The organism is Bradyrhizobium sp. B097, from assembly GCF_038957035.1.
Taxonomy (GTDB): domain Bacteria; phylum Pseudomonadota; class Alphaproteobacteria; order Rhizobiales; family Xanthobacteraceae; genus Bradyrhizobium.
Genome location: NZ_CP152412.1, coordinates 6972801 through 6999098 on the forward strand (window position 1 = coordinate 6972801; position 26298 = coordinate 6999098).

General features: G+C 59.3%; 26 protein-coding genes and 1 pseudogene. 13 read left to right on the forward strand and 14 right to left on the reverse strand.

Features of this window, described 5'->3' with window-relative positions; translation table 11 throughout:
• Positions 1 to 2 precede the first annotated feature (2 nt).
• Entirely contained in the window at positions 3 to 350 is a 348-nt protein-coding gene (locus tag AAFG07_RS32075) for a DUF3088 domain-containing protein (protein ID WP_342723720.1), read from the forward strand.
• Positions 351 to 727: 377 nt separating this feature from the next.
• On the opposite strand, the gene AAFG07_RS32080 is transcribed toward AAFG07_RS32075, so the two are convergent.
• The 3 genes from AAFG07_RS32080 to AAFG07_RS32090 all read right to left on the reverse strand — a co-directional run bounded on the left by AAFG07_RS32080 (position 728) and on the right by AAFG07_RS32090 (position 4805).
• Positions 728 to 1606, reverse strand: coding sequence for a LysR substrate-binding domain-containing protein (locus AAFG07_RS32080; RefSeq protein ID WP_342723721.1), 879 nt, complete (start codon positions 1604 to 1606; stop codon positions 728 to 730).
• 1907 nt (positions 1607 to 3513) lie between these two features.
• Complete coding sequence (locus AAFG07_RS32085; RefSeq protein WP_342723722.1) at positions 3514 to 3930, reverse strand: hypothetical protein; 417 nt, start codon at positions 3928 to 3930, stop codon at positions 3514 to 3516.
• A 668-nt stretch (positions 3931 to 4598) separates the two neighbouring features.
• A complete protein-coding gene (locus AAFG07_RS32090) occupies positions 4599 to 4805 on the reverse strand; it encodes a cold-shock protein (RefSeq protein WP_342723723.1) in 207 nt (68 codons plus the stop codon).
• A gap of 771 nt (positions 4806 to 5576) precedes the next feature.
• Here AAFG07_RS32090 and AAFG07_RS32095 point away from each other — a divergent pair.
• The 3 genes from AAFG07_RS32095 (at position 5577) to AAFG07_RS32105 (ending at position 7781) form a co-directional block, all read left to right on the forward strand.
• On the forward strand, positions 5577 to 5819 hold the full coding sequence (locus tag AAFG07_RS32095; protein ID WP_342723724.1) for a hypothetical protein: 243 nt from the start codon (positions 5577 to 5579) through the stop codon (positions 5817 to 5819).
• A gap of 403 nt (positions 5820 to 6222) precedes the next feature.
• Positions 6223 to 7002 carry a nodulate formation efficiency C protein gene (locus AAFG07_RS32100; protein WP_342723725.1) on the forward strand — a complete coding sequence of 260 codons (780 nt, stop codon included), beginning with the start codon at positions 6223 to 6225 and terminating at the stop codon, positions 7000 to 7002.
• A gap of 23 nt (positions 7003 to 7025) precedes the next feature.
• Positions 7026 to 7781: a hypothetical protein gene (locus AAFG07_RS32105; RefSeq protein WP_342723726.1), complete on the forward strand. Its 756-nt coding sequence runs from the start codon at positions 7026 to 7028 to the stop codon at positions 7779 to 7781.
• Between the two features lie 220 nt (positions 7782 to 8001).
• On the opposite strand, the gene AAFG07_RS32110 is transcribed toward AAFG07_RS32105, so the two are convergent.
• The gene (locus AAFG07_RS32110; RefSeq protein WP_342723727.1) at positions 8002 to 8952 is read right to left on the reverse strand and encodes a class I tRNA ligase family protein; all 951 of its coding nucleotides are present in this window, start codon (positions 8950 to 8952) and stop codon (positions 8002 to 8004) included.
• 8 nt (positions 8953 to 8960) lie between these two features.
• Entirely contained in the window at positions 8961 to 9314 is a 354-nt protein-coding gene (locus AAFG07_RS32115; RefSeq protein WP_342723728.1) for a hypothetical protein, read from the reverse strand.
• Between AAFG07_RS32115 and AAFG07_RS32120 the strand changes: the two are divergent.
• Positions 9307 to 9679: pseudogene (locus AAFG07_RS32120) on the forward strand (integrase core domain-containing protein); the annotation flags it as partial. The gene AAFG07_RS32115 and the pseudogene AAFG07_RS32120 sit on opposite strands and share 8 nt — an antisense overlap.
• A 127-nt stretch (positions 9680 to 9806) precedes the next feature.
• On the opposite strand, the gene AAFG07_RS32125 reads toward AAFG07_RS32120, so the two are convergent.
• Complete coding sequence (locus AAFG07_RS32125; protein WP_342723729.1) at positions 9807 to 10712, reverse strand: hypothetical protein; 906 nt, start codon at positions 10710 to 10712, stop codon at positions 9807 to 9809.
• Between the two features lie 417 nt (positions 10713 to 11129).
• Here AAFG07_RS32125 and AAFG07_RS32130 point away from each other — a divergent pair, with 417 nt between their 5' ends.
• Together AAFG07_RS32130 and AAFG07_RS32135 are read left to right on the forward strand one after the other, a co-directional pair.
• Positions 11130 to 12161, forward strand: a complete 1032-nt coding sequence (locus AAFG07_RS32130) for a trehalose-6-phosphate synthase (protein WP_342723730.1) — start codon at positions 11130 to 11132, stop codon at positions 12159 to 12161.
• Between the two features lie 142 nt (positions 12162 to 12303).
• Positions 12304 to 12585, forward strand: a complete 282-nt coding sequence (locus tag AAFG07_RS32135) for a hypothetical protein (RefSeq protein WP_342723731.1) — start codon at positions 12304 to 12306, stop codon at positions 12583 to 12585.
• A gap of 73 nt (positions 12586 to 12658) precedes the next feature.
• Here the strand turns inward: AAFG07_RS32135 and AAFG07_RS32140 are convergent, their stop codons facing one another.
• Both AAFG07_RS32140 and AAFG07_RS32145 read right to left on the reverse strand, forming a co-directional pair.
• Positions 12659 to 13108 carry a type II toxin-antitoxin system VapC family toxin gene (locus tag AAFG07_RS32140; protein WP_342723732.1) on the reverse strand — a complete coding sequence of 150 codons (450 nt, stop codon included), beginning with the start codon at positions 13106 to 13108 and terminating at the stop codon, positions 12659 to 12661.
• Positions 13105 to 13407: a hypothetical protein gene (locus AAFG07_RS32145; RefSeq protein ID WP_342723733.1), complete on the reverse strand. Its 303-nt coding sequence runs from the start codon at positions 13405 to 13407 to the stop codon at positions 13105 to 13107. The genes AAFG07_RS32140 and AAFG07_RS32145 overlap by 4 nt, the downstream gene beginning before the upstream one ends.
• 551 nt (positions 13408 to 13958) lie before the next feature.
• On the opposite strand from AAFG07_RS32145, the gene AAFG07_RS32150 reads away from it, so the two are divergent.
• A complete protein-coding gene (locus AAFG07_RS32150; protein WP_342723734.1) occupies positions 13959 to 15188 on the forward strand; it encodes a recombinase family protein in 1230 nt (409 codons plus the stop codon).
• On the opposite strand, the gene AAFG07_RS32155 is transcribed toward AAFG07_RS32150, so the two are convergent.
• The 5 genes from AAFG07_RS32155 to AAFG07_RS32175 all read right to left on the reverse strand — a co-directional run bounded on the left by AAFG07_RS32155 (position 15164) and on the right by AAFG07_RS32175 (position 18951).
• A complete protein-coding gene (locus AAFG07_RS32155) occupies positions 15164 to 16390 on the reverse strand; it encodes a glycoside hydrolase family 18 protein (RefSeq protein ID WP_342723735.1) in 1227 nt (408 codons plus the stop codon). The two genes, AAFG07_RS32150 and AAFG07_RS32155, sit on opposite strands and share 25 nt — an antisense overlap.
• Positions 16391 to 16690: 300 nt before the next feature.
• The gene (locus tag AAFG07_RS32160) at positions 16691 to 17224 is read right to left on the reverse strand and encodes a DUF2285 domain-containing protein (protein WP_342723736.1); all 534 of its coding nucleotides are present in this window, start codon (positions 17222 to 17224) and stop codon (positions 16691 to 16693) included.
• 58 nt (positions 17225 to 17282) lie between these two features.
• Positions 17283 to 17474 carry a DUF6499 domain-containing protein gene (locus AAFG07_RS32165; RefSeq protein WP_342723737.1) on the reverse strand — a complete coding sequence of 64 codons (192 nt, stop codon included), beginning with the start codon at positions 17472 to 17474 and terminating at the stop codon, positions 17283 to 17285.
• A gap of 797 nt (positions 17475 to 18271) precedes the next feature.
• A complete protein-coding gene (locus AAFG07_RS32170; protein WP_342723738.1) occupies positions 18272 to 18538 on the reverse strand; it encodes a hypothetical protein in 267 nt (88 codons plus the stop codon).
• A gap of 59 nt (positions 18539 to 18597) precedes the next feature.
• On the reverse strand, positions 18598 to 18951 hold the full coding sequence (locus AAFG07_RS32175) for a type VI secretion system ImpA family N-terminal domain-containing protein (protein ID WP_342723739.1): 354 nt from the start codon (positions 18949 to 18951) through the stop codon (positions 18598 to 18600).
• 671 nt (positions 18952 to 19622) lie between these two features.
• On the opposite strand from AAFG07_RS32175, the gene aepX reads away from it, so the two are divergent.
• From aepX to AAFG07_RS32195, 4 genes are all read left to right on the forward strand, one after another.
• Positions 19623 to 20492 (forward strand): phosphoenolpyruvate mutase, encoded by an 870-nt coding sequence (gene aepX / locus AAFG07_RS32180; protein ID WP_342729302.1) that lies wholly within the window; start codon positions 19623 to 19625, stop codon positions 20490 to 20492.
• Between the two features lie 558 nt (positions 20493 to 21050).
• Complete coding sequence (locus tag AAFG07_RS32185; RefSeq protein WP_342723740.1) at positions 21051 to 21842, forward strand: phosphocholine cytidylyltransferase family protein; 792 nt, start codon at positions 21051 to 21053, stop codon at positions 21840 to 21842.
• A 7-nt stretch (positions 21843 to 21849) separates the two neighbouring features.
• Positions 21850 to 22458 (forward strand): CDP-alcohol phosphatidyltransferase family protein, encoded by a 609-nt coding sequence (locus AAFG07_RS32190; RefSeq protein WP_342723741.1) that lies wholly within the window; start codon positions 21850 to 21852, stop codon positions 22456 to 22458.
• Between the two features lie 267 nt (positions 22459 to 22725).
• Positions 22726 to 23640 (forward strand): branched-chain amino acid transaminase, encoded by a 915-nt coding sequence (locus AAFG07_RS32195; RefSeq protein WP_342723742.1) that lies wholly within the window; start codon positions 22726 to 22728, stop codon positions 23638 to 23640.
• Positions 23641 to 23800: 160 nt separating this feature from the next.
• Here the strand turns inward: AAFG07_RS32195 and AAFG07_RS32200 are convergent, their stop codons facing one another.
• The gene (locus AAFG07_RS32200; RefSeq protein ID WP_342723743.1) at positions 23801 to 24721 is read right to left on the reverse strand and encodes a branched-chain amino acid transaminase; all 921 of its coding nucleotides are present in this window, start codon (positions 24719 to 24721) and stop codon (positions 23801 to 23803) included.
• Between the two features lie 416 nt (positions 24722 to 25137).
• On the opposite strand from AAFG07_RS32200, the gene AAFG07_RS32205 reads away from it, so the two are divergent.
• The gene (locus AAFG07_RS32205) at positions 25138 to 26253 is read left to right on the forward strand and encodes a PLP-dependent aminotransferase family protein (protein ID WP_342723744.1); all 1116 of its coding nucleotides are present in this window, start codon (positions 25138 to 25140) and stop codon (positions 26251 to 26253) included.
• Positions 26254 to 26298: the final 45 nt, after the last annotated feature.

Here is a 26298-nt window from a genome sequence, read left to right on the forward strand (position 1 = left end):
TCATGCCGCGGGATCAGCTATTTCTGCTACGACAGCCCTTCGAAGATCCGGCATTCCCCGGTAAGGAGTTCTATTGCTGGCACTGTGCCCTGATCGAGGGGGTGCTATCTGCGTCCCCAAGCCGGGGCGCCAACCTCGAAGTTCGCCGGCTGGCTTGGGCGCGGCCAAGAACCGAGCTTATCGAGAGGCTCGACGTCGATCATCAGTCGCTGCCCGTTCTCATTCTCGGAATAGTAAGCTCTGCGCCGCAAGCCGCAAGGTTGCTGAAGGGGCGCGCCTATGTCGACGATGCGTTCACGATCCTTCAGCTTCTGGTTTCGCTCCACGGATTTCCAGCCCCCCATCCGTAAGGATCTAATCGGTGAAAGCTGCTCGGAGTCAACATGTGGAGGCAACATGCCGTGACCAGCCACCGAAGAGCTAATTACGAAAAAACGGCTATGCCCTGAAACGCCAGCTCAGTCACTCGGGGAATTCGATTGTGCCCGCGCCATGACTCAAGCTCGATATCTCCTGACATTCATTCGCATCACATTCACAAGCAACGGTCGCATTGGTCCTTGCCGCGCCAGAAACGTGACCCGCCGGTCGGCATTGGTGGGCGAGTTGCACACCGTCATACGGAAGCATGCGCGGACGGCATCATACCGAATGCAGCGGCGGCCACACTCTCAATAGAATGCGCTTTTCAACCTCTCGAGTTGCACCTCGTCAGAGGCAGTCCCGGCTATGCTCGGCCGAGTATTTCTGCCATTGCCCAGCGCCGAAACTCCTTAACCGCGACGATAGTTTGTGCATGCTCGCTGACCAACATGTAGATTGAGCGATTGACGGGCGTGAAGCCGAACGGAGCCACAAGTTCTCCCTTCTCAAGGTTGCTTCTGACCAGCACCTCCGGCGATATTGCCGCTCCAAGTCCGCCTTTCGCCGCCTCGATAGCTAACGAAAACGAATCAAATACAATATCACGCGATCCACGCAAGCATATCGCAGTGGCCTTTGCCCACTCGTTCCAGGCGTCCAACTTGAGCGATTCATGCAGTAGAGGAATTGACAAAATGTCTACTGAGCCTTTCATTGCGTCGAGTGCAGCCGGCGCGCATACGGGTCCAATCATCTCGTTCGATACGTGTACCTCATCGACGGGCAGCGGCTGCTTCAAGACACCGCAAACAAACAATACGTCCAGCGCACCAACAGCCACCGAGTTTAGATCCGCATCTGTTTTGAAAACGAACTCGATATCGGAATGCGCCTGCCGGAACCCGCCAATCCGAGGCAACAGACTGTGCGACAAGAATGTAGCTGAGCACCCCACCACAACAGATCTTCCTGCATCACACCTCCGCAGTTCGTAACACCCTTTCTCAAGCATCGTGAATGCGCTCTCACACCTGCGCTTCAGCTGGTCGCCATCGGACGTAAGCCGCACTCCTGCACTGTGACGGACGAACAATCTCTTCCCGAACCAATCCTCGAGTGTGCGCATCTGGTAGCTTACCGCACCCGTGGTCATGTTCAGGCCATCGGCGGCCTTTGAGAAGCTTGGGAACTCGCTCACCGCCTCGAAGAGGTGAAGGCTTTTTAGAATCGGCAACTTGCGCATCTAGCCTATTTGTTCCTCTGCTCCCCAGACCCATTGAATGGGTATCGGGCATGCTGTGCGCTCGGCTCTCTCTGCCCTTCTTCACTCACGATCTTCCCTCCCAATTCTTGAGCGAATGGAGGTGGAGATGTACAGCCGCCGCGAATATCTGTGCTCTGCAAGTGGGGTCTCTCAGGATGACATTGGGGATGTGACCGCGCGAGAGCTTTGAACGGAGTTTGAGGTGAGAATAGCCAGTGTTGGGCCAACCTTAGCGTCTGCGACGACTTGGCCATCGGCTGACGTTGCAGGACTTCGCTGCACTTGATAGGGGCAGCCATTGGGTCATCTCGAATTCGAGCACGTGACCGGGTCGTTAGGGAATTCTCAACGCCCCGCCGCTTTGAAGTGAGCAGCTCCGAACGCCGCGTCCACAAGCTGAGTGCGAAACGGAATGAACAGCCGACCAAAGACCATCAGCTTGTTCGTTTCGGTCTGCTGAAGCGACCGCAACTGGATCGCTGCGCCGCCAGACCACGCAAAGGGACGCTCCCAAGATCAAGCGGTGCACCCCGCCCCCTTTGTCAGCCGGATAGCCCAAAGGCCCTTCGGGTCCGGAGGCGGCTTTCCCGAATTCCTGAACGACACCTGCTGGCGGCGGTCGCTGTGCCACTTCCTCTGCGACTTTCAACACCTCTTCAGCCGGGATGTGCACCTCCTCGTCCTAATTCGAACGGATCGACTTCGGCATTCATTAGATTCACTCGCCATGACGGTCTCTGCTTTCAGTAGCGAGAAACAGCAAGGGCCGTGCCAGCACTCCCATCTTGCACTTAGCGCTTGATTGCGTTTTGAAGGAGTTGGCGGTGCAAATGGACGCGCGGCGGCACGAATCTCACAGGTGTTGTGAGCCGTGTTGGCAACCAGACAACGATCAAGAGCCGGGCAGCCGTGTAATTCTCACGGATCTAGGCCCCGGTTGAGCCAAGCTCTGGCTCAAGGACTACGGGACTGGAGCTATCACCGATTTTCCATGACCGCCTAAGCGTTCAGACGATGGCAATGCTGAGCTACTTGCCAAAGAAGCCACGTTTGGAACTCCGATTGCGATCGGAGCGAACCGCGAGACTTGCCCCACAGCGACGCTTTGAGCTTCGCTGCCGCCCAGCACGAGGACCAGGGCATGAGCGCAGGCCGCTTTGCGGAAATCGGGATCGCGGTCCGGTGATCATAGCGGATATGCGCCATCTCTGAAATCACGACGACCGGGTCGGCGCCCCCGGGGCCGGCAGATCAGCGCGATCTTGACCGGGTTTTTCTGGCGCTCCGACGCGTCGCTCGTAGTGAGCGGCCAGCTGTAACAGGCGCTTCTTGATGAACGGGTCAGCTTGCTCTGCAAGTGCCCGCACCGTCCGCGCCCTCTCTCTACAAAACTCGTCGTCCATGGCATCCCGGCGAAATCTCAGCGGGATAGTGCAGTTATGCGGTCGGACTGCGTGTGACGTAGGTTACATTGCGTAGTATTTTCCCGGCAATTCCCCGGCGCTTTGGAAGCAAGCGCCCGTGTCGCTCAGTGTCAAACGGGCCCCCGGCCATGCGCCTTTTCGCCGGACAACATTGCACGAGTAGGCCTTTTCGGCCGAACGATAAGGATGAAGCGGTCAGGAAGGGATGATGGCGGGCCTGCCTTCAATGCTGCGCCACCCTCTGCCTTGTCCCGCACGACAGGTGACCAGACCTGATCACGGCATTATCCAGCGATGGATTGCGCGCAAGCTTTTGCCTGTCGGAAAGGACAGTCATGTCCGGCCCATCAATAATTCATGCAAATTTGATCGATGCTGCGCGAGAACAATTGCATGTCAACTCGCGATTGGAGTGCCGCGCGCACCTCGAGCTGAGACCGAATGAGAATTGGCGACGCTGCTTCATGCTGTACGCTGATTAGATCGGCCTTTCCCGCGGCGACGCCGCGGCCTCTGACGGCGACTTCGCGGAGGATCAAGTGATTTTGTCGCATCCGTTACCGGTTGCGCCGTGGGCTCGTTGGATGGCGGATCGATGTTTGATCGAGGTGGCTCTCTTCGAACGGCCGCGGCCTTTTCGAGCGCAGAGAGGAATTGCCGCCCCTCTTCCGTGATTTCCCAGCCAAGAGCATCCCGAAACACGAACTTGGCCGAGAAGATATTCAGGTCGGGCACGTGTTCGGCCAGCCGCTTCATGCGATCGGTCCAGTCACGGCCGCTATTCATCAGGATTTCAACGGCGTGCCTTATGTCGGTAACGGAGGCCCGCCCGGCAGGTTGGCCGGCCAGCACTTTCAGGACGGTCAGCTGGAAGGACACTTCCACCTCTCCGGTGGGCCGGGTGTACAGTTTCCGGTGCAATGGTTCAAGAATAGGGGCGCAACGTCAATAACATGGCGCGGTTAACCTCAACTATATTGGCTAACCGTGAGCGTTGACGTTCCAGATCTACCTCGCCGCGCGGTATCAAGGTCAACGCGCGAGCTCGCTTGCCTCGAGACGTGAAAGGCCTCGGGCATCAGCGTAGCGGATATTGCCCTCCGGCCGCAGCGCCGCCGGCCAGTATGGTCCCAACCTGGCGGTACCCGAGTGCGCGCCCCCTCATCAGCGACAGCATCACTATTCGATCAGAAGCACCAGCCGACGGCATCGTTGCCTGCGCCGATCTTTGCGCGGCATGCACCTTAGCCTACGGGGTACGATACGATGAGCGTCCGGTTCGGACCGTTCTTAATCCACTGACAAAGGGGTAGCTCGCCATGCCCACAACACACCTCGCCGGAAAGGCCTTGGTTTCCTGCGGCGCAGGTCGAGCGGCGGTTCTAAGAGACTGCATTAAGCTGTTACCAGAGCCTGCTACACATCGTAGCGCTCAAAAGCAGAGAGTGGCAGGCAAAAGCGCCGCGCGCCCGCGACAGGCAAACCGAATGCGCGTGCAACCGCGAACCGGAATATGCAGATGGCCGATTTCCGAGAGCCGGATCGGATTAGCCAACCCGAAGATCTTCGGCTGACAACTTGCCCGAGCGACCAGCCTTCGGCTCGTAGCTTACCCGGGCTCCCTCTTCGAGAGTGGTGTAGCCAGCCTTTTCGACGGCGCTGATGTGCACGAAGACGTCGGGACCTCCATCCTCCGGCCTAATGAAGCCATACCCTTTGTTCGAATTGAACCATTTCACAATACCCATTGCCACGGCACCGTCTCCATAAACGAACGACTGTGATCTAACGAAAAAGTCTCGCAGCCATCAAGGTCGGCGGCAAGAGACCCACGGCCTGGCTGCAGACATCTGACGTCCACGACGTCTTTTTGCCGCGAGGCTTACGCGAGCGCCGCTGGGTGCGGGCCGCAAGGCCTTAGCGTGGAGGATACTTCGCTTTGAGCGGTTTGGACGGTGTCCGGTCAACGCGGGTATCTGCTTCACCATCGATGTCGCTCGTCAGTCGCGGCGGTGTGTATCAGTCTTGGCGGTCGATGGGAGCAAGGGGCAGTCTGACAACAGACCAAAACGCTCAATTCCAGAACGAGAGCAAACGAGAAGAAGCGCCGCGATCGCATCGCACGCCATATGCGGCGACCTGCAATCTCCTTTGGTCGGTTAAGCGCGCTCTCGATGCGCCTGCGCAGCTTATCGAGAAGCCCTTGAGGCTGAACCTCTGCCTTTTGGCAGGGTGGCGTGGAATGGACGGCTAAGCCCGCGCTCGATTACTTCTCATGCAAGGCGCGCTCCTCTGATCGATGAGCGACATATTCGGTGAACTGTGCATTGCCTCTCTAGCAACGTTCATCAATAGTGGGCCGTAGCCAAGCGATTTGCTCCCCGCGCAAAACGGGAGCCGGCACGACGAATGGGCGATCGCGCCTGCCAGTTCATCGGGACGTTGTGGGAAGCCGGCCGGCCACGCTCGAAACCGAAAAGGTCGCTACGCGAAACAGCCGAAGCCCCGCGTTTGACCGCGATTGCATGGACCACTTCAAGGAGCTCGTCGTCGTTCCCGATCGCGCAGCCTTCCTCGATCGTCCGGATCTCCACGTCGGAATGGCCGTACTAGCGTGCGTGTCCTTCATAGGGTCGTATTTCGCGAACGACATCGAAGGGGACGAGATTTCCATCGATAAGGAAGGCCATGCGGGCTGGCTTGGGCAGCGCCAAGCCTTGCCGCGAGCTGTTCCGCAACGGTTCTGGCACCCCGCGGCAATACGGTAACTCGCCGCTTCCGGTGCCCAAGATCAACGAACAGCCGCGACCAATATAGCTCGCCACTTTCAGTTGCCGGGGCTTACTGGCACCAACAAGCGGTTGGCCTGCGCAAGTCCGAAACCAGACAAAGTCTACACAGACATGGTGCGAACCATCGGCTATTTCCTGGCACGAAGCATGCAGACGCTCGACATGCCTGGGGCGCCCTCCCTTGGGCATCGCTTCGAGGCCGTGGCTGGCCACCGAGGTTAGCGGCGCGTGACATAGACGAGGGACGGCGCCTGCTCCTGCGGACACCGGCAGGTACCTGCGTCACGTCGCCGCTAACTTTCATCTCTGGCGAATGGCAAATTCGGCGGTTGGCGTTTTAGAATCGACGCGTCGATAAGTACGGACGGGGCGCGGGCTTGTGAAGAAAACGATTGCAAGACGACTGCTTCGGTTCTGCCTCGGCCTGTTGATGATCTGCGTTGCTGAGGCCGTCACGAGCAAAGGCGTTTGTGCCGACCACATCCCCATAGTCGACAAGGTCAAATCAACATGGCGAGCGCAAGACGGCGAGAGCGTAGAACAAATTATCTCGAAGGTCGCGAAGGTCGCACACTTCGTCCGTCGAACGTGGGGAGTGGCGAGAGGAATAGATCGAATTGAATATGTCTTCCTTTCTTGGACCAGGCACCGCGACCACAGATCACTCGAAGAGTGCGTCATCACCTGGAACGTTTCGGCCGAGGGAACGATTAAGATTGCGTCGACACATGCGAAGCCGATGGAATTGGGCTGGCGGGCCTTCGCGTTCTCATTGATTGCTGGTGAAGTCACTGACGGCGAAAAGAACGTGAACCTTCGCTTTCTGCATGATCCGACCAATTTCAACTTCGTGACGACCGCGCAAGGCAAGCTGGGCAACCTTCTCACGCGCGGCCGTTGCATGATCGTTGAGCCTGTTAGCGTGGATTACTTGCCGAAGCTGGATGAAAATCAGACCACGAAAGGTGATCTGTGGCGCGTTCTACTTTTGGTGAACTGCAATATTCCAGGGCCCCGTTATTTTACCCGCAAAGGGGGCATCACTCTCGAGATTCGCGAAGGACAAGAGTGGGAACCGCAATCCTTCTTTGCCCGGCGTATTGCGACATTTCCCCCAGGGCTCTTGATCACGTGGAACCAGAGGAACGGGACGCGCTAGAGAGGGCGCGTAGGCCTCGGCAGATGAATGCAGAGAACAATTTCGCGGCGCGGCTCATTGACGCCGGTCGCCTCGCAGCAATAGCACGTACAAGCGGTGTGAAAGCTGACGTCTCCTATTACGTCAATGAGGCGCTCAAGGAGCTTTGGCGAACCGGGTCGCCCGAAGAGGCAAGGAGGATCGCTCAGCGCTGGGTCTTGTGGGACGCAGAGGGGAGGCCGTGGCCGCGCATACCCCCGCTTGAAAACGTGGTTTTATTCCACCGCGCCGGCACGGCAGAGATGTCGACTGTGAAGCAGCCGGTGACGCCATTGCATGCAATCCGGGCTTGGTTCGAAAGACAGGACGAAGAGGTCCGATGCGAGATCGCTGGCATGGCGGCGCTTCTGGTCTTCGAAGGCGGTGGTCTTCTCGAACTCAGCAGCAGAGAGTGGTGTGACTATCTCCTGAGGTGGCTGAGCGAGGCGAAATTGCCAACCCATACGGTCATCGGCCGCGCTATGATGTTCCGAACTTGCTTTGAGTACTTCACGGAGGGCAGGTTCACTGAGTCCGGGTGGACGCGGTCCGAAGCGGCCGCTCTTAAGATTCTCGAAGATGCCAAGCGCGCCCCAAACTCGGAAGCCGCGCGCTTTGCACCGGTTGCCAAAAAAATGCTTGATACCTTGCCCGATCGAAAAAGCCGATGGATGGAACTGCGGAAGTCCTGGAAAGAACTGGCCGATGGCAACCTCACAGCCCGCGCTCTCAGGATTTGGAGCGTCTCGCAGATAGAATAGGAAGGCTCGCAGGTTTTGACGTGTTCTTCGTGTTTCTCGCCAATCCGCGATGTGGCTCGCGAGAATAAGTCGCGAAGAGCTCGCAGCCTTTGCCAGCAACCGGTCATCCCTGCCGCAGCGGCTGAAAGGACGATGGCCGATTTCTCCCACTAGTGAATGAGGACAGCCCCCAAATCTGCTGCGGATGTGCTGAATAGACTCCGCGGCCCTATAGCCGCTATCATTGGAGGACGGCCGGCAGCCGAGCGAGCGCTGCCTCTAGCTTGCCTTTGGCGGCTTCGGTCTCGGCGAACCGCTCGCGCGTATCCTCAACGACCTGTTCCGGGGCACGAGCGACAAAGTCCGGATTGCCGAGCTTCTTGGAAAGCTTGTCGGCCTCCACGCCCAGGCTCGCCAGCTCCTTAGCGAGGCGCGCACGCTCTGCCGTCAGCTCTATGAATTCCGCGACCGGGAGCGCCAGCGTGGCGCCGGCGATCACATAGGAAATCGCTCCCGCGGGCACCGCTCTGACGAACCGCACTTCGGAGACGCGGAGCAGCTGCGCGATGAGCGGCGCGCTGGCCTTCATCGCCTTGCGTTGCGTCTCGGAGGCCTCGACGACCAGAAGCGGCGGACGCGCTGAGGTAGGGACATTCAGCTCCTGGCGCACTGATCGGCCTTCTGAAATGGCGTCGATGATCAGCCCGATTTCGGCATCGGCAGCCCGATCGATCAGGCTCTCCGCAAGCTGGGGCCAGGCTGCGGTCATGAGAAAGCCCTGGTGCTCGCGCGGCGCGCCAAGATCGCTCGTCTGGGCCCAAAGCTCCTCAGTCAGGAAAGGCATGACCGGATGCAACAGTTTGAAGGTGACGTCCAACACCCAAGCGGTGACCGCGCGGGTCTCGTCGCGCGCTGCAATGTCTGCACCGCTCAGCGTCGGCTTGATCAGCTCGATGTACCAGTCGCAGAACACATTCCAGATGAAGCGGTAAAGCACGTCCGCAGCCTCACCGAAGCTGCACTCCGCTAGCGCGTCGGTCACGGCTTTCGCCGTATGGACCGTCTCGCCAACAATCCAGCGGTTCAGCGGCATCGTCGCCCGATCCGGCGAAAATCCCGCTTCGCGCGCGCAGCCGTTCAACTGGGCGAAACTGGCAGCTAAGTTCTCGGTCGCGGAGATCACCGCGTTCATCAAGGAATCTATGGCTTTACGCCAAGGTTGACCTTACGCATGTCCATCTTGGCCGTGAGGCTCGGATTAACGGTCGCGTAGTCGCCAAACATCGGCGACCGCATCCCCATCGGCAGCTTGGCAAGGAGCTGCACGTAGAACGTCCAGTCGTGCCGCTCGATATAGCCGACCGGCGCCGAGACAGTAGCCTGCGAGTTCGGGAAGGCGCAACCGGCCAGGATGAAATTCCGGTAGGCCGAGAGGTTGGGGATCTTACCGAGCGCAAAGGCCAGCGACGCCGCGAACGCGGTGTACGGCACGTAACTGGGCGTGCCGAGATCGATGATCAGGTCGGTCTCTGCCGCCGTCACGTTGAGGCTCACCTTCCGCGGCAGCGACGTGGTGGCGATACTGGAAAGGGCGAAGTGGGATTCCCGGCAACGATCCGCGTCGATCAAGGCAGCGAGTTCGTGTCGCGCGATCTCGACCTGTGGGCCTACTAGCGCGGTGTCACGCTGGACTTCTCCAGGCCCGGCGAGCCGACCGGCAACGCGTTTATCGAGGCCTTCAACGGCCGCTTCCGGGCCGAATGCCTCAACGCCCACTGGTTCCTATCCCTTGCGGATGCCCAGGAAAAGTGGAGACTTGGCGCAGATATTATAACGAAGAACGGCCCCATGGGGCGATCGGCAATCGACCGCCGATTTTGCTGCAAAACCACGTCGGCGTACCCAGCCCGCCAACGTGACAGAGGCGCAGAGCTCTACATTCGCACTCACAACGCCCTTTATGTGGACCGCTACTGCTCGCTCCATCCCCCAGAAACTCGCACGACTTTGTCAGCAGTTTCCGGGACAGAACACTAGGCTATCTATTCACTCGCTCGTCCTGTACGGATTCGTTTCGCTTGCGGTCCGATAGTCATCCAGATTGCAGCCCAGAAACAATACCTCGGTCTCCTGGGTTGGTGTTCTGCTCGCCCACGTTCGAGGGCTTGGCTCTGCGAAGTTAGATGTGGGCTCATACCGGCTGACAATCTCTGATGCACGCTCATGGTGATTGGCGATTTTTTCGGGCGTCCAGACGAAAATCCTCGGAACCGTGTAGGTGTGCAGTTCATTCGCGTTTTCTGCGATCATCCGCGCGCCGTGATCGGGGGACACACGCACACGTGAGGCATCCTCAGCCAATGACACAAAAGGAGAATACGTGTCCCCCATCATGTGCTCTACAGCTGTGCTCGCCTGACGGAGCTCATAACGCGCCGAAAGACGCTCGAGGGAGGGGTCGGAGCGCAAACGCGCCCTGGAACGCACATGGTCCATGGCGGTCAGGGTGAACAACACGCGCGGCTTGCAATGGCTGGCCTCGCTCTGAAAGCGGTGCAGCGTTAGATACGACGATGCCTGCGCCTCGTTGAAAATGCGGTCGCTATCGACGGTGTTGACGAAAGATCCAGTCGGTCTTGACCACTGTGTTGTTCGCTGCTGAGCTTGGCTGATCTCGTTCCTAAGCGCTCCAAGATTCGCACCGGCCAGCGTCGCGGAAAGCAGGGCGCGTCCGCTGACAAAGGATGAGGCCGGGCATCGTTCCCTCGCCTGGATCGTGGTGCCACTCGTCACCGTTGAGGGTGATTCCGTTTCAAGCAAATCTGATGTGCTGCGGGTTGGCTCGGTCTCTGTAAGCCGCTGCTCGAACTCTGCTTGCCCCGTCTGCTCTTGTTGCGGCTCGACGTAGCATGTTTGGGCTGCCGAGGAGGTAACATTATTAAGCGGCTCCATTGTTCAGTGGCTCCATTCCTTCTTGGCTTTGCAGATCATCTCAACGGCGCGGGTCTGTCGGTCTAGACTAGATATCCACACCTCTTGCTATCAGGGTAAGCTTTCGAGAAGCTGACCACCTCAGAAAGGTCGAGGTGCCCGCTGGCCGTCGATGGCGACCGCCTGATAGTACCGGAGGTATGTTGTCGAAGGCCTCCACCTCATCAGCCCTCGGCGGGGCGGGACTTCGCTCCGGCGCGGTGACTTTCAGGGGGCGTGCTTTCGATGAGGAACCGTTCGTCCCTACTCATTGAGTCCTTACCGATTAGGGGTGGCGTGTGATGGAAAACGAGAGTCCCTCAGGTCGGAGCTTTTCTGGCGGACGGTAGAGGCGACCATTGAAGCCGGCGCACTATCCGAACTGGGTAGATAAATTTCGTGGCCTGCCTGCGAACCCATTTCGGGCTGGAGAGCAAGGATGGCATTGTGACCACGGAGCGCGGCCAGACGCGACTTCAAAAGTTCCCAATCGGTATCGATCCCAAGCAGATCGCGGAGTATCTTGCGGCAGACCTCTCTCCCGCAGAGCAAGAAAAAATCTCCTCATTATTGCAAAACTTCGAGGGCGCCAAGTTTGCGATCGGCGTAGACCGGCTCGACTACACGAAGGGTATCGACAAACGGGTCGAAGCATTCAATCAGCTCTTAACGACCGAGCCGCACAGCATCTCGCTGTTGCAGATCGCACCGTCCTCACGCGCCGAGGTCGAAGAATACCAGAAATATAAAGACGACGTGGAGAACGCGATCAACCACGTCAATAACGAGCATGGCACAGACGAGTGGAGGCCGATCCACTACAAGAATGACTCGTTCAGCCAGGCTGCACTCGCGCGTCTTTACCGCGCCGCCCATGTTGGCGGCGTAACACCGTTGCGCGACGGCATGAACCTGGTGGCGAAAGAATATGTTGCTGCACAGAATCCAAAGGATCTCAGTGTGCTCGTACTGTCCAAGTTTGCCGGTGCGGCTGAAGATTTCAACGAGGACGAGGCGCTGCTGGTGGATCCAAACCACCCCGAAGAGATCGCGGCCGCTATTTCGAAGGCGGCCAACATGCCACTTGAGGAGCGTGTCCGGCGCTGGCGGTCGATGATGGGCAAGCTTGAATCCTATACCATTCACGACTGGTCGGCGGACTACGTCCGGGAGCTGGACAAAAGCCGTGTCACGGTTCCGGCTGATCAGTTCCACCATCTCGGTCTCGGCTGGACCAACGAGGCTCAAATGCCGCTGTACCAGAACTATGCCGAGGCTCTCACCGCCTACAACGAGATCGACCCCGCGGATGCCACTTTGAAGGAGGCTGCCTATTTAGACGTGAAGTCGGCCTTTGAGGCGTTGGCGGCCCCTCTGAAACATACACAGGACAGACTCTGGGATCTGACGGCGCCGAGTCTCGCTCGATAGTCGTCGCGGACAAGAGCTCGGTGCCGGCGAGGAGTGAGCGGGCGAAAAATATAGCACGGCGGATTATACACTTATGTAGCAGGACAGAGGAACAATCCACATCCGGGCGCTGACGCGGCTCTTGCGGGCCTCGCAGGCCCGGATGATGACCGGGAACGTTAATGAGCTGCGTCAAGCCATCATGCGAATGCTCCATGACCAGAATAAGAGCAATACAGCTAACTTCTTGTTGCTACCTGTAAACGACGCTGAGCCGTACTGCGTGAATATCTCGCTGGTCGGCGGGATGTCGCGCGAAGGCGGAAAGACGATCCTGGAATTCGTCGGCAGCAACGCCCAGACCATCGAGGTGAATGAAACGCCGGAAGAAATTCTGGCGATTCACCTCGGTGCGTCGGAAGGCCTGCCATCGCAAAGGTGGTAGGCGAACACGAGGCGTTCGAACTCGGTGCCGCTGAAATCCTCGAAGTGAATCGGCCGGACCGTCCGAGCTATCGTCACCTGCCTACCTCCTGGCTCCCAGAGCTCCGGAGCGGGTTGATGATCTGAATGTCCTCGAAGTCCTTTCCATTATCGGTCACGACGACACACTGGTTGGCTTCGGCTACGGCGGCAATGATTGTGTCTAGCGCGCTTCGCGAACGGCCTTTGGCTTTGCCGTTGGCCATCAGCCGCGCCCACACGAGGCCAGCTTTCTCGTCGAACGATAGGACGCGGCCAGCGAACAGCGCTTGCGGACCTTCGGGACCGGCGAACCAAGTTTCAAGGCTGCTGCGCTTCTTGCCCTTCGGTTTCTCTAAGATACCTCGGCGGATTTCGGCAACGGTAAGCGAAGCAATGAAGAGATCGTCGTCTTTCTGAGCGCCCATCCAAGCCAGCAGCGAGTCCGACGGCTCCGGCTTTATGATGTTGCTGATGATATTGGTATCAAGGAGGTAGCGCGTCACAGATCGACCTTACGCCCCTCGTCTCGCGGGCGGTTGAGGTCGAGATCCGCGCCAACCAGAGGTGAGCGTCGCAACGCGGCGAGAATACCGCCCGCTTTCGGAGACTCACCCGTCACTGCCTGCTGTATGGTCCGGCGAAGTTGCCCGGCTTCCGGACCTTCCTCCGTCAATTTTCGGGCGAGAGATCGAAGCAGATCGCGGTCAGCGTCGAGCGCCTGGATCTCGAACCGCGCGATGCCACGCTTAGTCAGGCGGGACCGATAATTTGCGAGGGCTCTCTTCTGCGCACTGTTGCTCATCGCGTGCCTCCGTGCTATATCCAGATATATAGCCGTGTTTTTTTTGGAGCACAAGGCTGATGGAGTTGTTATCGATCCCGGCAGATAGAGACGAACCTCTCCAGAGCATTTAGGGTGCCGGGGGGTTGCCATGAGACTCCCTGTTCAAAGGGGGGCGATCACAAAAATATTATTGCTACGAGAACGATCGACCCGTGCCCCGCCACTACGCTACCATCCGTCAGCATTCGCTCAGATACGAAACAAGTCATTGATATAAAATATGTTTTCACCTTTCCAACGCACCTCCCCTTGGCATCATTGTCGCGCAGCGGGATATTCCGCGCGAGGACGGGGACGCGATCGTGGCGCGACCGAGACGCACAACAGCCGAACAGCTTTTTGTGGTCGCCGACGCGACCCGCGAACCGGTTGCGCTTGCGTCATCAAAAACCGATCCACGCCTCGTCAATCTGGTCCGACTGCTGGCGCGACAGGCCGCACGGGACTTCGTTCGAGCCGAAACTGATAGCCGGACGCGAGACCGCCTTCCGGAGTAAGGAGGTCGCCTCGTGAAAGTCGCGCTCTACGCCCGCTACTCATTAGACAATCAGCGAGACGCTTCAATCGAGGATCAGTTGCGGCTGTGCCGCCTGCACGCCGAGAAGCAAGGCTGGACGGTCGTCGACAGCTATACCGATCGCGCAATCTCTGGCGCGTCGCTGTTGCGTCCCGGCATTCAGGAACTGATCGGCGACGCGATGCGCAGCAAATTCGTCGTCGTGCTCGCAGAGGCGATGGATCGCCTGAGCCGCGATCAGGAGGATATCGCTGGACCGTTCAAGCGTATGGCTTTCGGCGGTGTGCGTATCGTTACACTGTCGGAGGGTGACGTGACGCATCTGCACGTCGGTCTCAAGGGCACGATGAACGCCCTCTTCCTGAAGGATTTCGCCGACAAGACGCGCCGTGGGCTGCGCGGCCGCGTCGCGGATGGCAAGTCCGGTGGTGGGCTCTGCTTTGGGTATGACGTGGTGAGGCAGTTCGCGGCGAATGGCGAGCCGATCCGCGGCGATCGGACGATCAACGGGGAGGAAGCTGCCGTCGTACGCCGTATCTTTGCAGACTACATTGCCGGCAAGTCGTCCTGCGCGATTGCCTTTGAGCTGAATAAGGAAGGCGTGCCTGGACCACAGGACGCCGAATGGGGGCCGTCAACGATCCATGGCAACCCGAAGCGCGGCGTCGGCATCCTCAACAACGAACTTTATGTCGGGCGCCTCGTCTGGAACCGGCTCCGCTATCTGAAAGACCCGGATACGGGGAAGCGGGTGTCGCGTCTCAATCCTGAATCCGAGTGGGTGATTCAGGAGGTTCTGGAGATGCGCATCATCGACCAGGAAGTTTGGAATGCGGTGAAGGCGCGCCAAAAATCACTCGCCTATGAGACGTCTGAGCCCGGCGAGAACCCGTTGAATGAGCGGCGGCGCCCGAAGCACCTGTTTGCCGGCCTCGTGAAGTGTGGCTGCTGTGGTCGCGGTTATCCTTCTCGTCCACAATCGCCGTGCCGGTCCTGGAATCCAATGCGCTTCCCATCCCACAGAAAGCCGCCTTGGCGCCAGCATGTCCCCAATGATGCTGCCGGATGGGTCAGATGTCCGACATCGTCATTTGCAGCGGGCGTGGCTCTTATCTCACAACAGCGAAAGCACTTCGCGGCTGATTTGGCTCGAGGCGGGCGGATGGTGTGCTTCAACGCGACGCGACGACCACACTCCTATTGCGATGTTCGCGCGGGATGATCGCGGAGCGCGGCGAGCAGCGAACCGTCGTCGGCGAGCAGGTCCCAGATCATGATACCGGCTAGTGCATGGGCGCGCGCGTACCTCGCCTTGCGAGCAATGGAGAGCGGATCGTCGTAGCTGATCCAAACGCGCCGTTCGGCATCATAGAGCCAAGGCACCTGGGCCGCCTCGCTCCAATACCGGCGAAAGCCCTGCTCTTCCGGTCGCCGGGCCACGAGATCCCGATAATCGATGCCGTCACTCCCGCCCCACTTTTCGCTTGCGGTCGCGCCCTTTTGGAAGAGTCCGTCGTTCTCCGGCGGAACGTCCGCAACGGCTCGGCCATAGAAGGCGACCCCGAGCGTCACCTTGGCCGGCGGCACACCGTTCCGGATCAGGCCCTTCACACTCGCATCGACATTGAGATCGGGATTTGGATCGCCGGCGCTGGCAAATAGCGGGGCATTGAAGGCGGCAAGGGCCGAGCCCGCGTGATAGTCGTAGGCCATCAGATTGATCCGGTCGACCAACCGGGCCAGAGCGGCTGCCTGCAGATTGACGATTTTGTCGGGCGCAGCCGACACGGCAATGGTGAGCTCCAGCTGCCTGGGCTCCGATGCGGAAAACCTGTCGAGCTTTCGACGGAGTTCCGCGATCAGGAGCGTGAAATTATGCCGGTCCTCAGGGCGCTCAAGATTACCTTCACGTCCTCCCGAGACGGGATATTCCCAATCGACATCCACACCATCGAACAGACCGGGATACGGCCGAAGGAACGCCTCGATAACGGATTGGGCGAACCGCGCGCGCGAGATCGGCGTGGCAGCGGCCGCCGAGAAGTATTTCGATCCGCTCCAGCCGCCCAACGAAATCAGGATGCGAAGCTTCGGATTGTTCCGCTTCAATTCGGCGAGTTGGGCGAAATTGCCGCCGAACGGGCTCGACGGCGAGGTTCCGTCGCAGGCTCCTGCGTCGAGGCAACGATCCGCAAGTTCAGCCAGCCCTTCCGACGAAACGGTGCCGAATGCGTACATCAAGTGGGTCAGCTCGCGCGCCGGAATCGTCTTGATGGTTGGTCCGCCCGCCCGGGCCTTCCACGGAGCGACATAAGCTGCGACCACCGGGCTCCTGGCCGGCGCGGTCCGTCCCTGCTGTGGCGCGTATCCCCATGCGAGCGCAGAACACCCACCTACAGCGAAGGTTCGACGATCAACTACCATGGCTTACGACCTTCTCTCTGTGAGATTGCACCCTACGCCAACCGATGACGCGGGTCATCTCCACGACATGAGCTTTCTCACTGACGCGAGCTTGTCGAGTCAAAATGATTGGCTCAGTTGTCACACGCGCCACGCGACTCGATTACCCTATCGATTTCGAGCGCTCGCTTCAGCGTTGATTGCGCCAGCGGAACTTGCAACCGACGTGATGCCGAGAGCGCCTCGCCCATAGTGGAGACAACGCTCGCGCGCTGCCGGATTCGAGGGAGCGCGGCACGCAGCTAGCAAATCAGCAAGAGCTCAGGAGGTGTCATCCTTGCCTTTGCCCTTATGACGGAGCAAGTCGCGATAGCCACCGCGCATGAGGCGCAACCCCATCTGGACCAGGCGAATGGTCCGGCTGCGCAGATCGTGTGTTTTCCAACCGCGATCGGGAATGCGTGGCTTGCCAAACAGGCCTTGCGCGATGTTGCGATAGCTGTTGCCTTCCAGCCACCCGTCCACTGCACGCAAAGCGAGGACGTGACGATGCCAGCGCCCGATCCATTGAGCAAGAGGTGGCGGCCCAACGGGGCGCTGTTCGAGCGCCAACCAAAATCGACGTGCAGCCTGCAAACGGAGCCCGAAGTTGCGGTCGAGCGGCAAATCGAGGGCAACCAATGATCCGCGCGGTGGAAGCTCGGTTAGCCAAAGCCGATGCTTCGCTCCTCCCAGCGGCACGATGGCATGCCATCCATCCGGCGCTTCCCGAAGCTCGCTGCCTGCCAGGTCGGCGAGATCGAGCTCGTACGGTTTGGACCCGCTCGAGCTGACCGCCGTGCGGACGGTTAGCACGGTCGACAGCGCCTCAGGCGCCCAGAAAACAGGTTGTGCTTCGAACGTCTTCTGCGGATCAGCCGCGAAACGTTAGCCCCCACTTCCTTCGGAAGTGATCCGGCGCCTCGGATTGTTTGCTGCTGAGGAGACCCCTGAAGTCTTTTTGGTACTCGCGATCACGGCGCAGCCACTCCCAGGCAATGTCGACCGTTTCTGCTTTCTTGACCTCGTGGTATGCGCTCTCTGATTTCCAGTCGGCACGTGACATCACACTATTTTCCCAGCGTGTTCTGAATGGACAAGCAAGGAAAACGCAGGGTTGTGACGGTTTCTGGTTGCACTTATTGCATTGTTCAATGCTTGATCCGCTTACGCGATGGAACAATGTACTTTTGCGATTAAGGAACTCATGTCCGCTTCAGCTGCGGTCATTCTTCACTTTCAGGCGCGGCGGACGCACGAGATCGCGATAGTCTTCGGATCCCCCGTTTCGACCGTTAAATCCCTGGATGACGCCCGCGAAAGGCCGAGTCCCGGCACGCCGAATGCAATGAAGTGAGGCCGATACAAATCCGATGACGCGAATTTCTTGGATCCATCAGCCACTCGATCAAGCGTCGGGGCCCAGCTGGGCCGAAAGACTCGCACGCAACCCGGTTAAGTTTTGGAAAGAATACGCAAAGCTTTGGCTATCGGTAATTCAAGCGTCAGCCGTCGGCTCAACGTGTCCCATTTGCGCGAACGCGTTGGCGGCATGCCGGTGAGCGTCGAACCAGAAGGGTTCCGCCCAGGGCGATTTCTTCGGCCAAGGTTACGGCATCACGTGCCGGCCGGCCGCCACGTTTGCTTCTAACATTAGCGATGTGACCGGTGGATGGTGAGATCGTCGAGCGGCCAGTAGAGGCCGCCCGTCAAAGCGCATCCACTAGGTGGCGCGATCGAGCAGATAACATTTGGAGTTGCTGGGTGCGACGCCCATGGCGGCGCAGCATATTGGGCAATGGTGTATAAAAGTAGCCTGATCGCCATCGGCGCAAGGCATAGCGCCACATTCGGAGCAGCCGGTTAAGCCGCCTCACCGGACGATATCTGTTCCGCCAATCCGGTTCCCGCCTGCTCGGCAGCTTGGATCGTTTCAGCCGCATGCTCGGTCGCAGTGGCCAGCTCGCAGGTGGCTTGTTCGTAATACGATTGCAGCGCCCGGAGCAACCCCTCTAAAGCGCGCCGCTGGTGGACCAGTTTCCCACTGAGTTGGCAAGCGAGATCATCAAGCGCATCATAGGCGGCGACCACCGCCGAAGAGTCGGCCTCAGTCGGCACAATCGCGGCCACTCCCGGGCCAAGGCGACCAACGAGCCAATCGAGCGCTCCGACCCGTGCACCTTCCTGCCTCAATGGCGGAAATAGCCCCTCCCAATGCGTCGCGACCATGCCGCGCAAGATGCTGAGGCAAATGGCAAGACCCTCATATCCCCCAACCCGAAACAAACCAAGGTCGCCCAACAGGCAACCAGAATGTCTTTTGACTGCTTCGTCAGAATATCGAGCGACAGCGTGCTGACCTTCCTCCAGTCAACTGCAGTTGGTCCATCGGAATCCATCCGCCGGACCTCGGCCTCGATCCATCGGAATTCGACGGCCTCGCGAATATCGATGCCGGCCGGTACAGGACCTGGAAAAGGCGCAGCGCCGCAACGCGAGCGTGCAGCGATGTTGTCGCGAACCATGATCCAATATTCGATCATGCAGACAATACCACCCGCGCGTTGTCAGACATTGCATCATTGGAACGGTCGACCTCGTACTCGTCCCGGACAATCCACTCAGATCCAATGCTCTTGTAAGCCACCACGGCCGTTCCCTTGCACACGCGCTGCTGCTCACAAGCCTCAATCAAGTCTTGTGCCAATCGCATAGCTTGATCTTTAAACGCTGTTTGCCCAATCGGACGTGTCGTGAAAGCGACAGCATGTTGTATAGCCGACATCAGAGCACTCGGATCGTCTCGATCACTAGCCCGCTGGCGTCTCAGGTCCAGACACGCCGTCGCCCCTTCGTTCGCACCCGAACGCTTGAACAATCGAGGATCGCAGAATGCTGGAGAACTGAACCAGTGCGCGCACCGGGCGGTCTCCGAACCGCAGGAACATTACAAGATGAGCAGTCCCGCCAAAAACGATTGATCATCTGGTGATGATCTGGCTCTAGCCGGAGTTCCTGCGCATCCGTTGCGACTTCCCACGGTTTGACGTCTCGTCAACTACCAACCCGCGCAATTGAACGAGATGACAGACACATGTCACGTTCCACAATGATCGTCGGCCGGCCAAGCGCACAAGGAATCGGCATGCAAGACCAATCACCATCCGTCCTCGCCAACGGCTTCATTCAATCCGGTGATTCCTCACTTGTCGAAATGCTGCGTGCTCAAGTCTGCTGCAGCCGCGAACTCTCGTTCCTCATGGAAGCACATGACGGTCTCTCCGCCGCGATCGCCAAGCGCGCAGGTTTCAACGGCCTCTGGGCATCGGGCCTATCGATAGCGTCCTCTCTGGGCTACCGCGACGCCAATGAAGGATCCTGGAATCAACTTGTCGACGTCGTCGAGCGGATCGTGGATTCGAGCCAGCTGCCGGTTCTGGTCGATGGGGACGGTGGTTTCGGCAACTTCAACAACGCTCGCCTGCTGGCGCGCAAACTACGTCAGCGTGGCGCTGCCGGGATCGCGCTGGAGGACAGCTGCTTTCCGAAGACGAACTCGTTCGTCGGTGATCTGCATCCCCTCGCCGACATCGATGAATTCTCTGGCCGCTTGCGTGCCGTGAAGGACGCAGTCGCGGGAGACTTCGTCCTTGTGGCCCGGACAGAAGCGCTGATCGGCGGCCACGGAATGGACGAAGCAATTTTGCGCGCTCACGCTTACGCCGACGCTGGAGCCGATGCGATCCTCATTCACTCGCGAAGGAGCGCTGCGGACGAGATCCTTGCGTTTGTGCGCGCCTGGCAGAACAGGCTGCCGGTGGTGATTGTTCCAACGAAGTACTATCGAACGCCGGTCTCTGCCTATCGCAAAGCCCGCATTTCCACAGTGATCTGGGCCAACCACTCCATGAGGGCCGCAATAGCCGCTATGCGGCAGGCCTGCGGTCGCATCTTCGCCGAGGAGACCACTGCCAGCATTGAGCCCAATATTGCGACGCTCGACGAGCTCTTCGAACTGTTTAGATACAACGAACTCGCCAATGCGGAAGCGCGATATCTGCATTCTGACGACATCCGGCAATAGCCCATTTTCCGCATTCGCCCACACACGTCCGAAGGAGTGCCGCCATGCAACCATCTGCTCCGCCACAGCATTCCGCTTCACCTTCGATCGAGCCGCTTGTTAACAGTCCTGATGCTGGAAATTGCATCAAATGGCACGGAAGTTCTTTCCAGGCTGACCTATGCACCGCTGCGGTGCCCTGCCCCGATCCCCTTGCCCGGCGCAACAACCTACTGAGGTCCACGAGCGCACTGAGCTGGCCGACGCGGACGACATTTCGTCCTGGTTGAATGCGGCGTCTCTTCCGCAGGTCGTCCTGGACATCGCGTCGCAGCGGCAATTGCCTGCAGCATCCTGGATCGACCAAGCGTGCTCATGTTGGCGCAATCGATATTCCTTTCGACTGTCCGTGCATCGAAGAAATAGCGCCTCAGCGACAAACGATGAACTCGTGAACACGCCGTACGCCGGATTTTGGCGACGCGGGCCCACGCCCATTGTTGTCTCCTCGAATGGCCCCAACACGGTTCCTCGACGGTTTGGAACGAAGACATATCCCTCGACCATAAAGGGACTCAAATGGCCATCAATGCTCCCAAGAACGCCGTCATCCTCGCTGCCGGCGTAGGCTCCCGCCTTCAACCGTTGACGGATCTACGGCCGAAGCCCCTGGTCGAGGTCAACGGCACGCCGATCCTCCTCAATGCCCTACGAAACCTGGAAGCGGTCGGCGTCGAAGAGGTGACGCTCGTGGTCGGCTACCGCAAGGACGCCATTCAATACGCGTGCGGTCGCCGCTTCGGTACGCTTGCGATCAACTATGTGGAATCGCCGACCTTTGACCGTACCGGCAGCGCCTATTCGCTGTGGCTCGCGCGCGACGCGCTGCTGTCCGGCGACTGTTTTCTTCTCGAGGGCGACGTGTTCTTCGAGGAGGATGCGCTGCGTTATCTGCTGCTCAGCCGGACGACCGACGTGGCAGCAATCGCTCCTTTCGATGAATCGATGCAAGGGTCGGCAGTTCTGTTGTCGGATAGCGGCCTCATCTTCGAGTTCCGAATGAAGCAGACCGGAGCGAACCTGGTCGCGAATGGACCAGCGCTTTTCAAGACGATGAACCTGTTCCGATTTTCGGCACCGACTCTCAAGGCGACGATCGTTCCAGCGCTGGACGAGATCATTGGGTCCGGAGTGACCCAGGCCTACACGGAGGAGCTTCTTTCCTATCTCGTTGAACTGCGTGGCCTGCAGCTTGCAACTGCGCGATGCGATGACCTCAAGTGGTACGAAATCGACACTCCTGAAGATCTGCAGGTCGCAGAGCGCATTTTCAGAGAAGCGCGAGGCCGAGGCATGCCCCGCAAAAGGTAAAAATCAAATGCTCAAATATCTCTGGGATCCAGCGAACGCCATAACAACTGGTGGCCTTCTCTTTTCGTCGGCCAGCTTATTTCTTGCTCTCTCCGATCGCCTTGAGCTGTCGATAGCGGCAGCACTTTGGGCCGTCCTATCCGATCACCTCGACGGGATCGTGGCAGCTCGCACGAAGGATCGCCACCCGGATGTTGCAAAGATGGGAAAGAGCCTCGACGGGTTTGCTGACATTATCTACGGAGCCGTCTTGCCCGCCGCAATTGTCATCCAACTCAGCCACGCCTCGGTTCTTGCCCTGGTGACCGCAACCGCCCTGCTCGCAGCAGGGGCAATCAGGCTCAGCTACTTTGCGAACTTCGGCAAATCAGCCGATGGGCGCTTCCTGGGGTTGCCGCTATCATATGACGTTCCGGTAATGGCTGCCGCTTTTGTTGTTCGACCGCTCGTTCCGAGTGAACTGTTCGTAACTCTCACACCCGGCATTTTTCTCGTGCTTGCAGGATTGCACGTCTCATCTATCCGGGTGCCATCGCCGAATACGGCCATGTACGCTGCGATCACCATCTTCGCCATAGTCGCTTCGACCATCCTCGCATTGAGGCCTCTCGATTAGACCAGTCCGAGCACGAAGCATAGGCATCCGTCTTCCGCCAGCAACGGCGCGCCCGAACCGACAAATAGCGCAATTAAACGACGCCAGTTTTGCATGACCAAGCGGAGCAACACTATGTGCATTCCCGCACGCCCGACATCCGGAGCGTAAAATGACGAAGCCGCTGATCGCCCGCGACGCACGATCGACGGTGACCAGGTGCTAGCCGACCAGGTCATCGGGCGAGCGAAGTCGCGACAGTAGCTACCGCGTTATAGGTGAAGACGGATGTCGACCGCCCAATTTGCATATCTCAACGGGCAAATCGTTCCCTGGAATGACGCTAAGGTGCATGTCTTCGCACCCGTGGCAAAGTATGGCATAGGTGTTTTCGAAGGAATACGCGGCTATTGGAATGAAGAGGCACAACAAATGTACCTCTTCCGGCTCGCAGAGCACCTTGATCGGTTTGCGTTCTCGCGAAAGGCGATGCGGTTCGATCGGGGGCCATCCCGAGAAGAGTTGACCGAAGCACTCGTTCGCTTGTGTCGGGCAAATGCGTTTCGTACGACCGTGCATATCCGGATGATGGCTTTCATTGACGAGTCTGGCGACATCGGGGCAACAGGACCCGTAGGAATCGCGATCACGGCGCTGCCGCGGCAGTCCGCGCAGCAATCGATCCAAGGCGCCTCTGCTCAGATTAGTTCCTGGATGCGCATGCCAGACAACGTTATGCCAGCGCGCATCAAATGCAACGCAAACTATCATAACGCTCGATTGGCGGTCATGCAGGCCCAGCGGGATGGCTACGATGTCGCTTTCCTCCTCAATTCAAGAGGAAAGCTGGCCGAGGCCCCCGCGATGTGCGTGTTCATCGTTCGCGATGGTCACCTGATCACGCCGAGCGGGACCAACGATGTATTAGAATCGATTACACGCCAGACCGTTATCGAATTAGCCCGCAGATATTTTGGGATACAGACGGTTGAGCGCGATGTGGATCGAACCGAATTGATTCTCGCCGAGGAAGTATTCCATTGCGGGACTGGCGCCGAAATCACGCCGGTAACATCTGTAGACCGCATACCTGTTGGAAGCGGTCAACCCGGAATCATAACGCAACAGTTGATGGAAATCTACCGGGCGGTCGTCACCGGCGAGCATGTCGCGTATGCGTCGTGGCGGACTCCTGTCTTTTGATAGCAAGTATTCAGACGACCCTGCTAACGACCCACAAAAATCCTCACGGGTGTCTTGAACAGTGGCCGTTGTTCAGGGCACGAGGGTATTTGTGCAAGCCTCCTGAGAGTTCGGATACGACCTTCTAGAAATCTCGAACCTGGCGCTCGGTGGCGCCATGCTAAACTTCCACGGGCGTCAACCAATTCAGCCAGAGATTTGTGCGCCCGTGGACGAGGTCGAAGTAGGCCGCTTGTAATGCTCTTACCACCGGCCCAGCCTTCCCATCGCCCACTGGAAGTCGATCGATGCCGAGGATTGGCGTCACCTCCGCTCCCGTCCCAACCAGGAAGGCCTCGTCGGCCGCATAAAGCTCGGAGCGGTTCACAACCCGCTCCTCCGCCGGCAAGCCGATCCTTTCGCGGGCGAGCCTGAGAATGGTATCGCGGGTGATACTTTCCAGCACGTCCTCGCCGAGCGGCGGCGTCACCACCACGCCGTTGCGGACGATGAAAGGCGTCGAGGTAGGGGCCTCGGCCAAATTGCCCCGCTCGTTTAGCAGCAGGGCCTGTTGGTAGCCGTCTGCAATGGCCTGCATGTGAGCCAGTCGCGAGTTGTGGTAGTTGGCGCTGGCCTTGATGCGGGCCGGCATGGCGCGGTCAGGAATCCGCACCCAAGAGCTCACCTGGGCCTGGACACCATCGATCACGGCCCTGGGCACGGGCCGGGCCAGCGCTGTGATAGCGGTGCCGATCGGCCCCCTCACCGTCATGTCTCCCTGGCCGTTCAGGTAACTCATGATCCGGATGTGGGTGCTCTCCCGGTACCCGCAGGCCTTGAGCAGGTCTGCGGTCTGCCCCGTCAGTTCCTCAGCCGTGAAGGGAGTGTCGAAGCGTACCGCCTTGTGGCTATAGGCCAAGCGCCGCAGGTGGTCCTCCATCCGAAACAGAAGGAGGCGTCCCTGCTGCTCGCTCCAGTAGGCCCGCACCCCCTCAAAGACCCCGAGGCCGTATTTCGCCGCCGGGCTGAAGACATGCATTGTGGCTTCCGGCCAGGAAACGACCCTTCCGTTCAGCGATGCGTAAGGCGCAGGCAGGCTCATGTTCTCTCCTTAAGGAACGTTCATCGATCAGCGGAGGAAGTCGGCCAGGATCCGCTCTACTGGTTTACTTGCCGCGGGCAGAAGATCCTCGACTTGACGATCTCGCTATGGGGCGAGGCTTGCCGCGCGCTCGAGCGCCACCACGTCGACGCTACGCGCATGGCGTGGGGTGTCGAAAATCGAACTCGAACTGGCTGAGTGCGATCACGTCCGGGGCACCCGGCGGCAGTTCACGGGCCTCCTGGATCATGGCCCCCGACCCCCGACGCCATTCCCCGTATTTGAGCTGCCCGCCATGCCTGCCCTTCCTCTGTCTACTCCCAAATTATAGGGGCTTCGGGTAAAAGGTCTAGTGATATAGATCATTGTCCGCTAGGCTGAATGTCAGAATTTTTCTTCAAACCGTTGGAGCCCGCATGACCATCGTCGCCGATCTCGGCCGTAACCTTCCGCCACCCGTTCCAGAGACCAACCAGGCGTTCCGGGCGGCGCTGACCGACCTTCTCGCTGAGACGGACTTCACGGCCCTCACGCGCACCCATCGTTTCATGGGGACGGAAAGAGATCGCATCCAAGGCGGGGAATGGCTCGCACGCCGCTTAGGCAAGCCGCCGGCTCCGGAGCGTGTTGTGCTCACCAATGGTACGCTCAGCGCGATGAACATGATCTATCCCGCGATCATGCGGCCCGGCGAAACCCTGCTCACCGAACCACTCACCTATCCAGCCGTCCCCGCCATCGCCCGGCAGTACGGATTTCGCACCGAATCCGTGGCCTGCGATGCGGACGGTATGATCCCAACCGCACTTGACGAGGCCTGCCGCCGGCTGAAACCCAAAGCCTTGTATTGCCTCGCCACCCTGCAGAATCCGACGACCGTCGTCATGCCGTTGGCTCGCCGGCAACAGATCATCGAGATTGCCCGGCGCTATGGCCTTGCGATCGTGGAGGACGACATCTACAGCGCCTTGCCGGCGGACGCACCGCCGCCGATGTCCGCGCTCGCGCCGGACATTAGTTGGTATATCTTGGGACTCGGCAAGAGCTTCAGCGTGGGCCTGCGGTTCGCCTACGTGGCAGCCCCTTCGGGCGCCGAAGCCAAGCGGGCCTTTTGGCCGGGGGTGCGCTCCACCTTCTGGATGGCGGCACCGATCACGGCTGCGGTCGTTTCACATTGGATGGACAGTGGCATGGCTGGTCGGCTGTTCGAGGCAGTCCGCGCGGAGGCCGCCGGCCGCCACGCCATGGCCATCTCCGCACTTGCCGGCCTGGACTTCGCCTCTCCGCCTGGAGCGATCCACGGGTGGCTGAAACTGCCAACGGGGCGGCGCGAAGCATTCCACGCTCGCCTCAAGGCCCGTGGCGTGCTCGCCGGCGACGCGGCCCCCTTTGTGGCCGATGGTGGGCCGGTGCCCGACGCGGCGCGGGTCTGCTTCGGATCTCCAGAAACACGTGATGAGCTTGCCACCGGTCTCAGGGCGATCGCCGAGACCATTGTGGAGGTTGGTGCGCACCCAAGCCTGATGGGTTGACGCAAATGTCTGGCAAATCACGCCAACGACGGTTGGCGTCGAGGT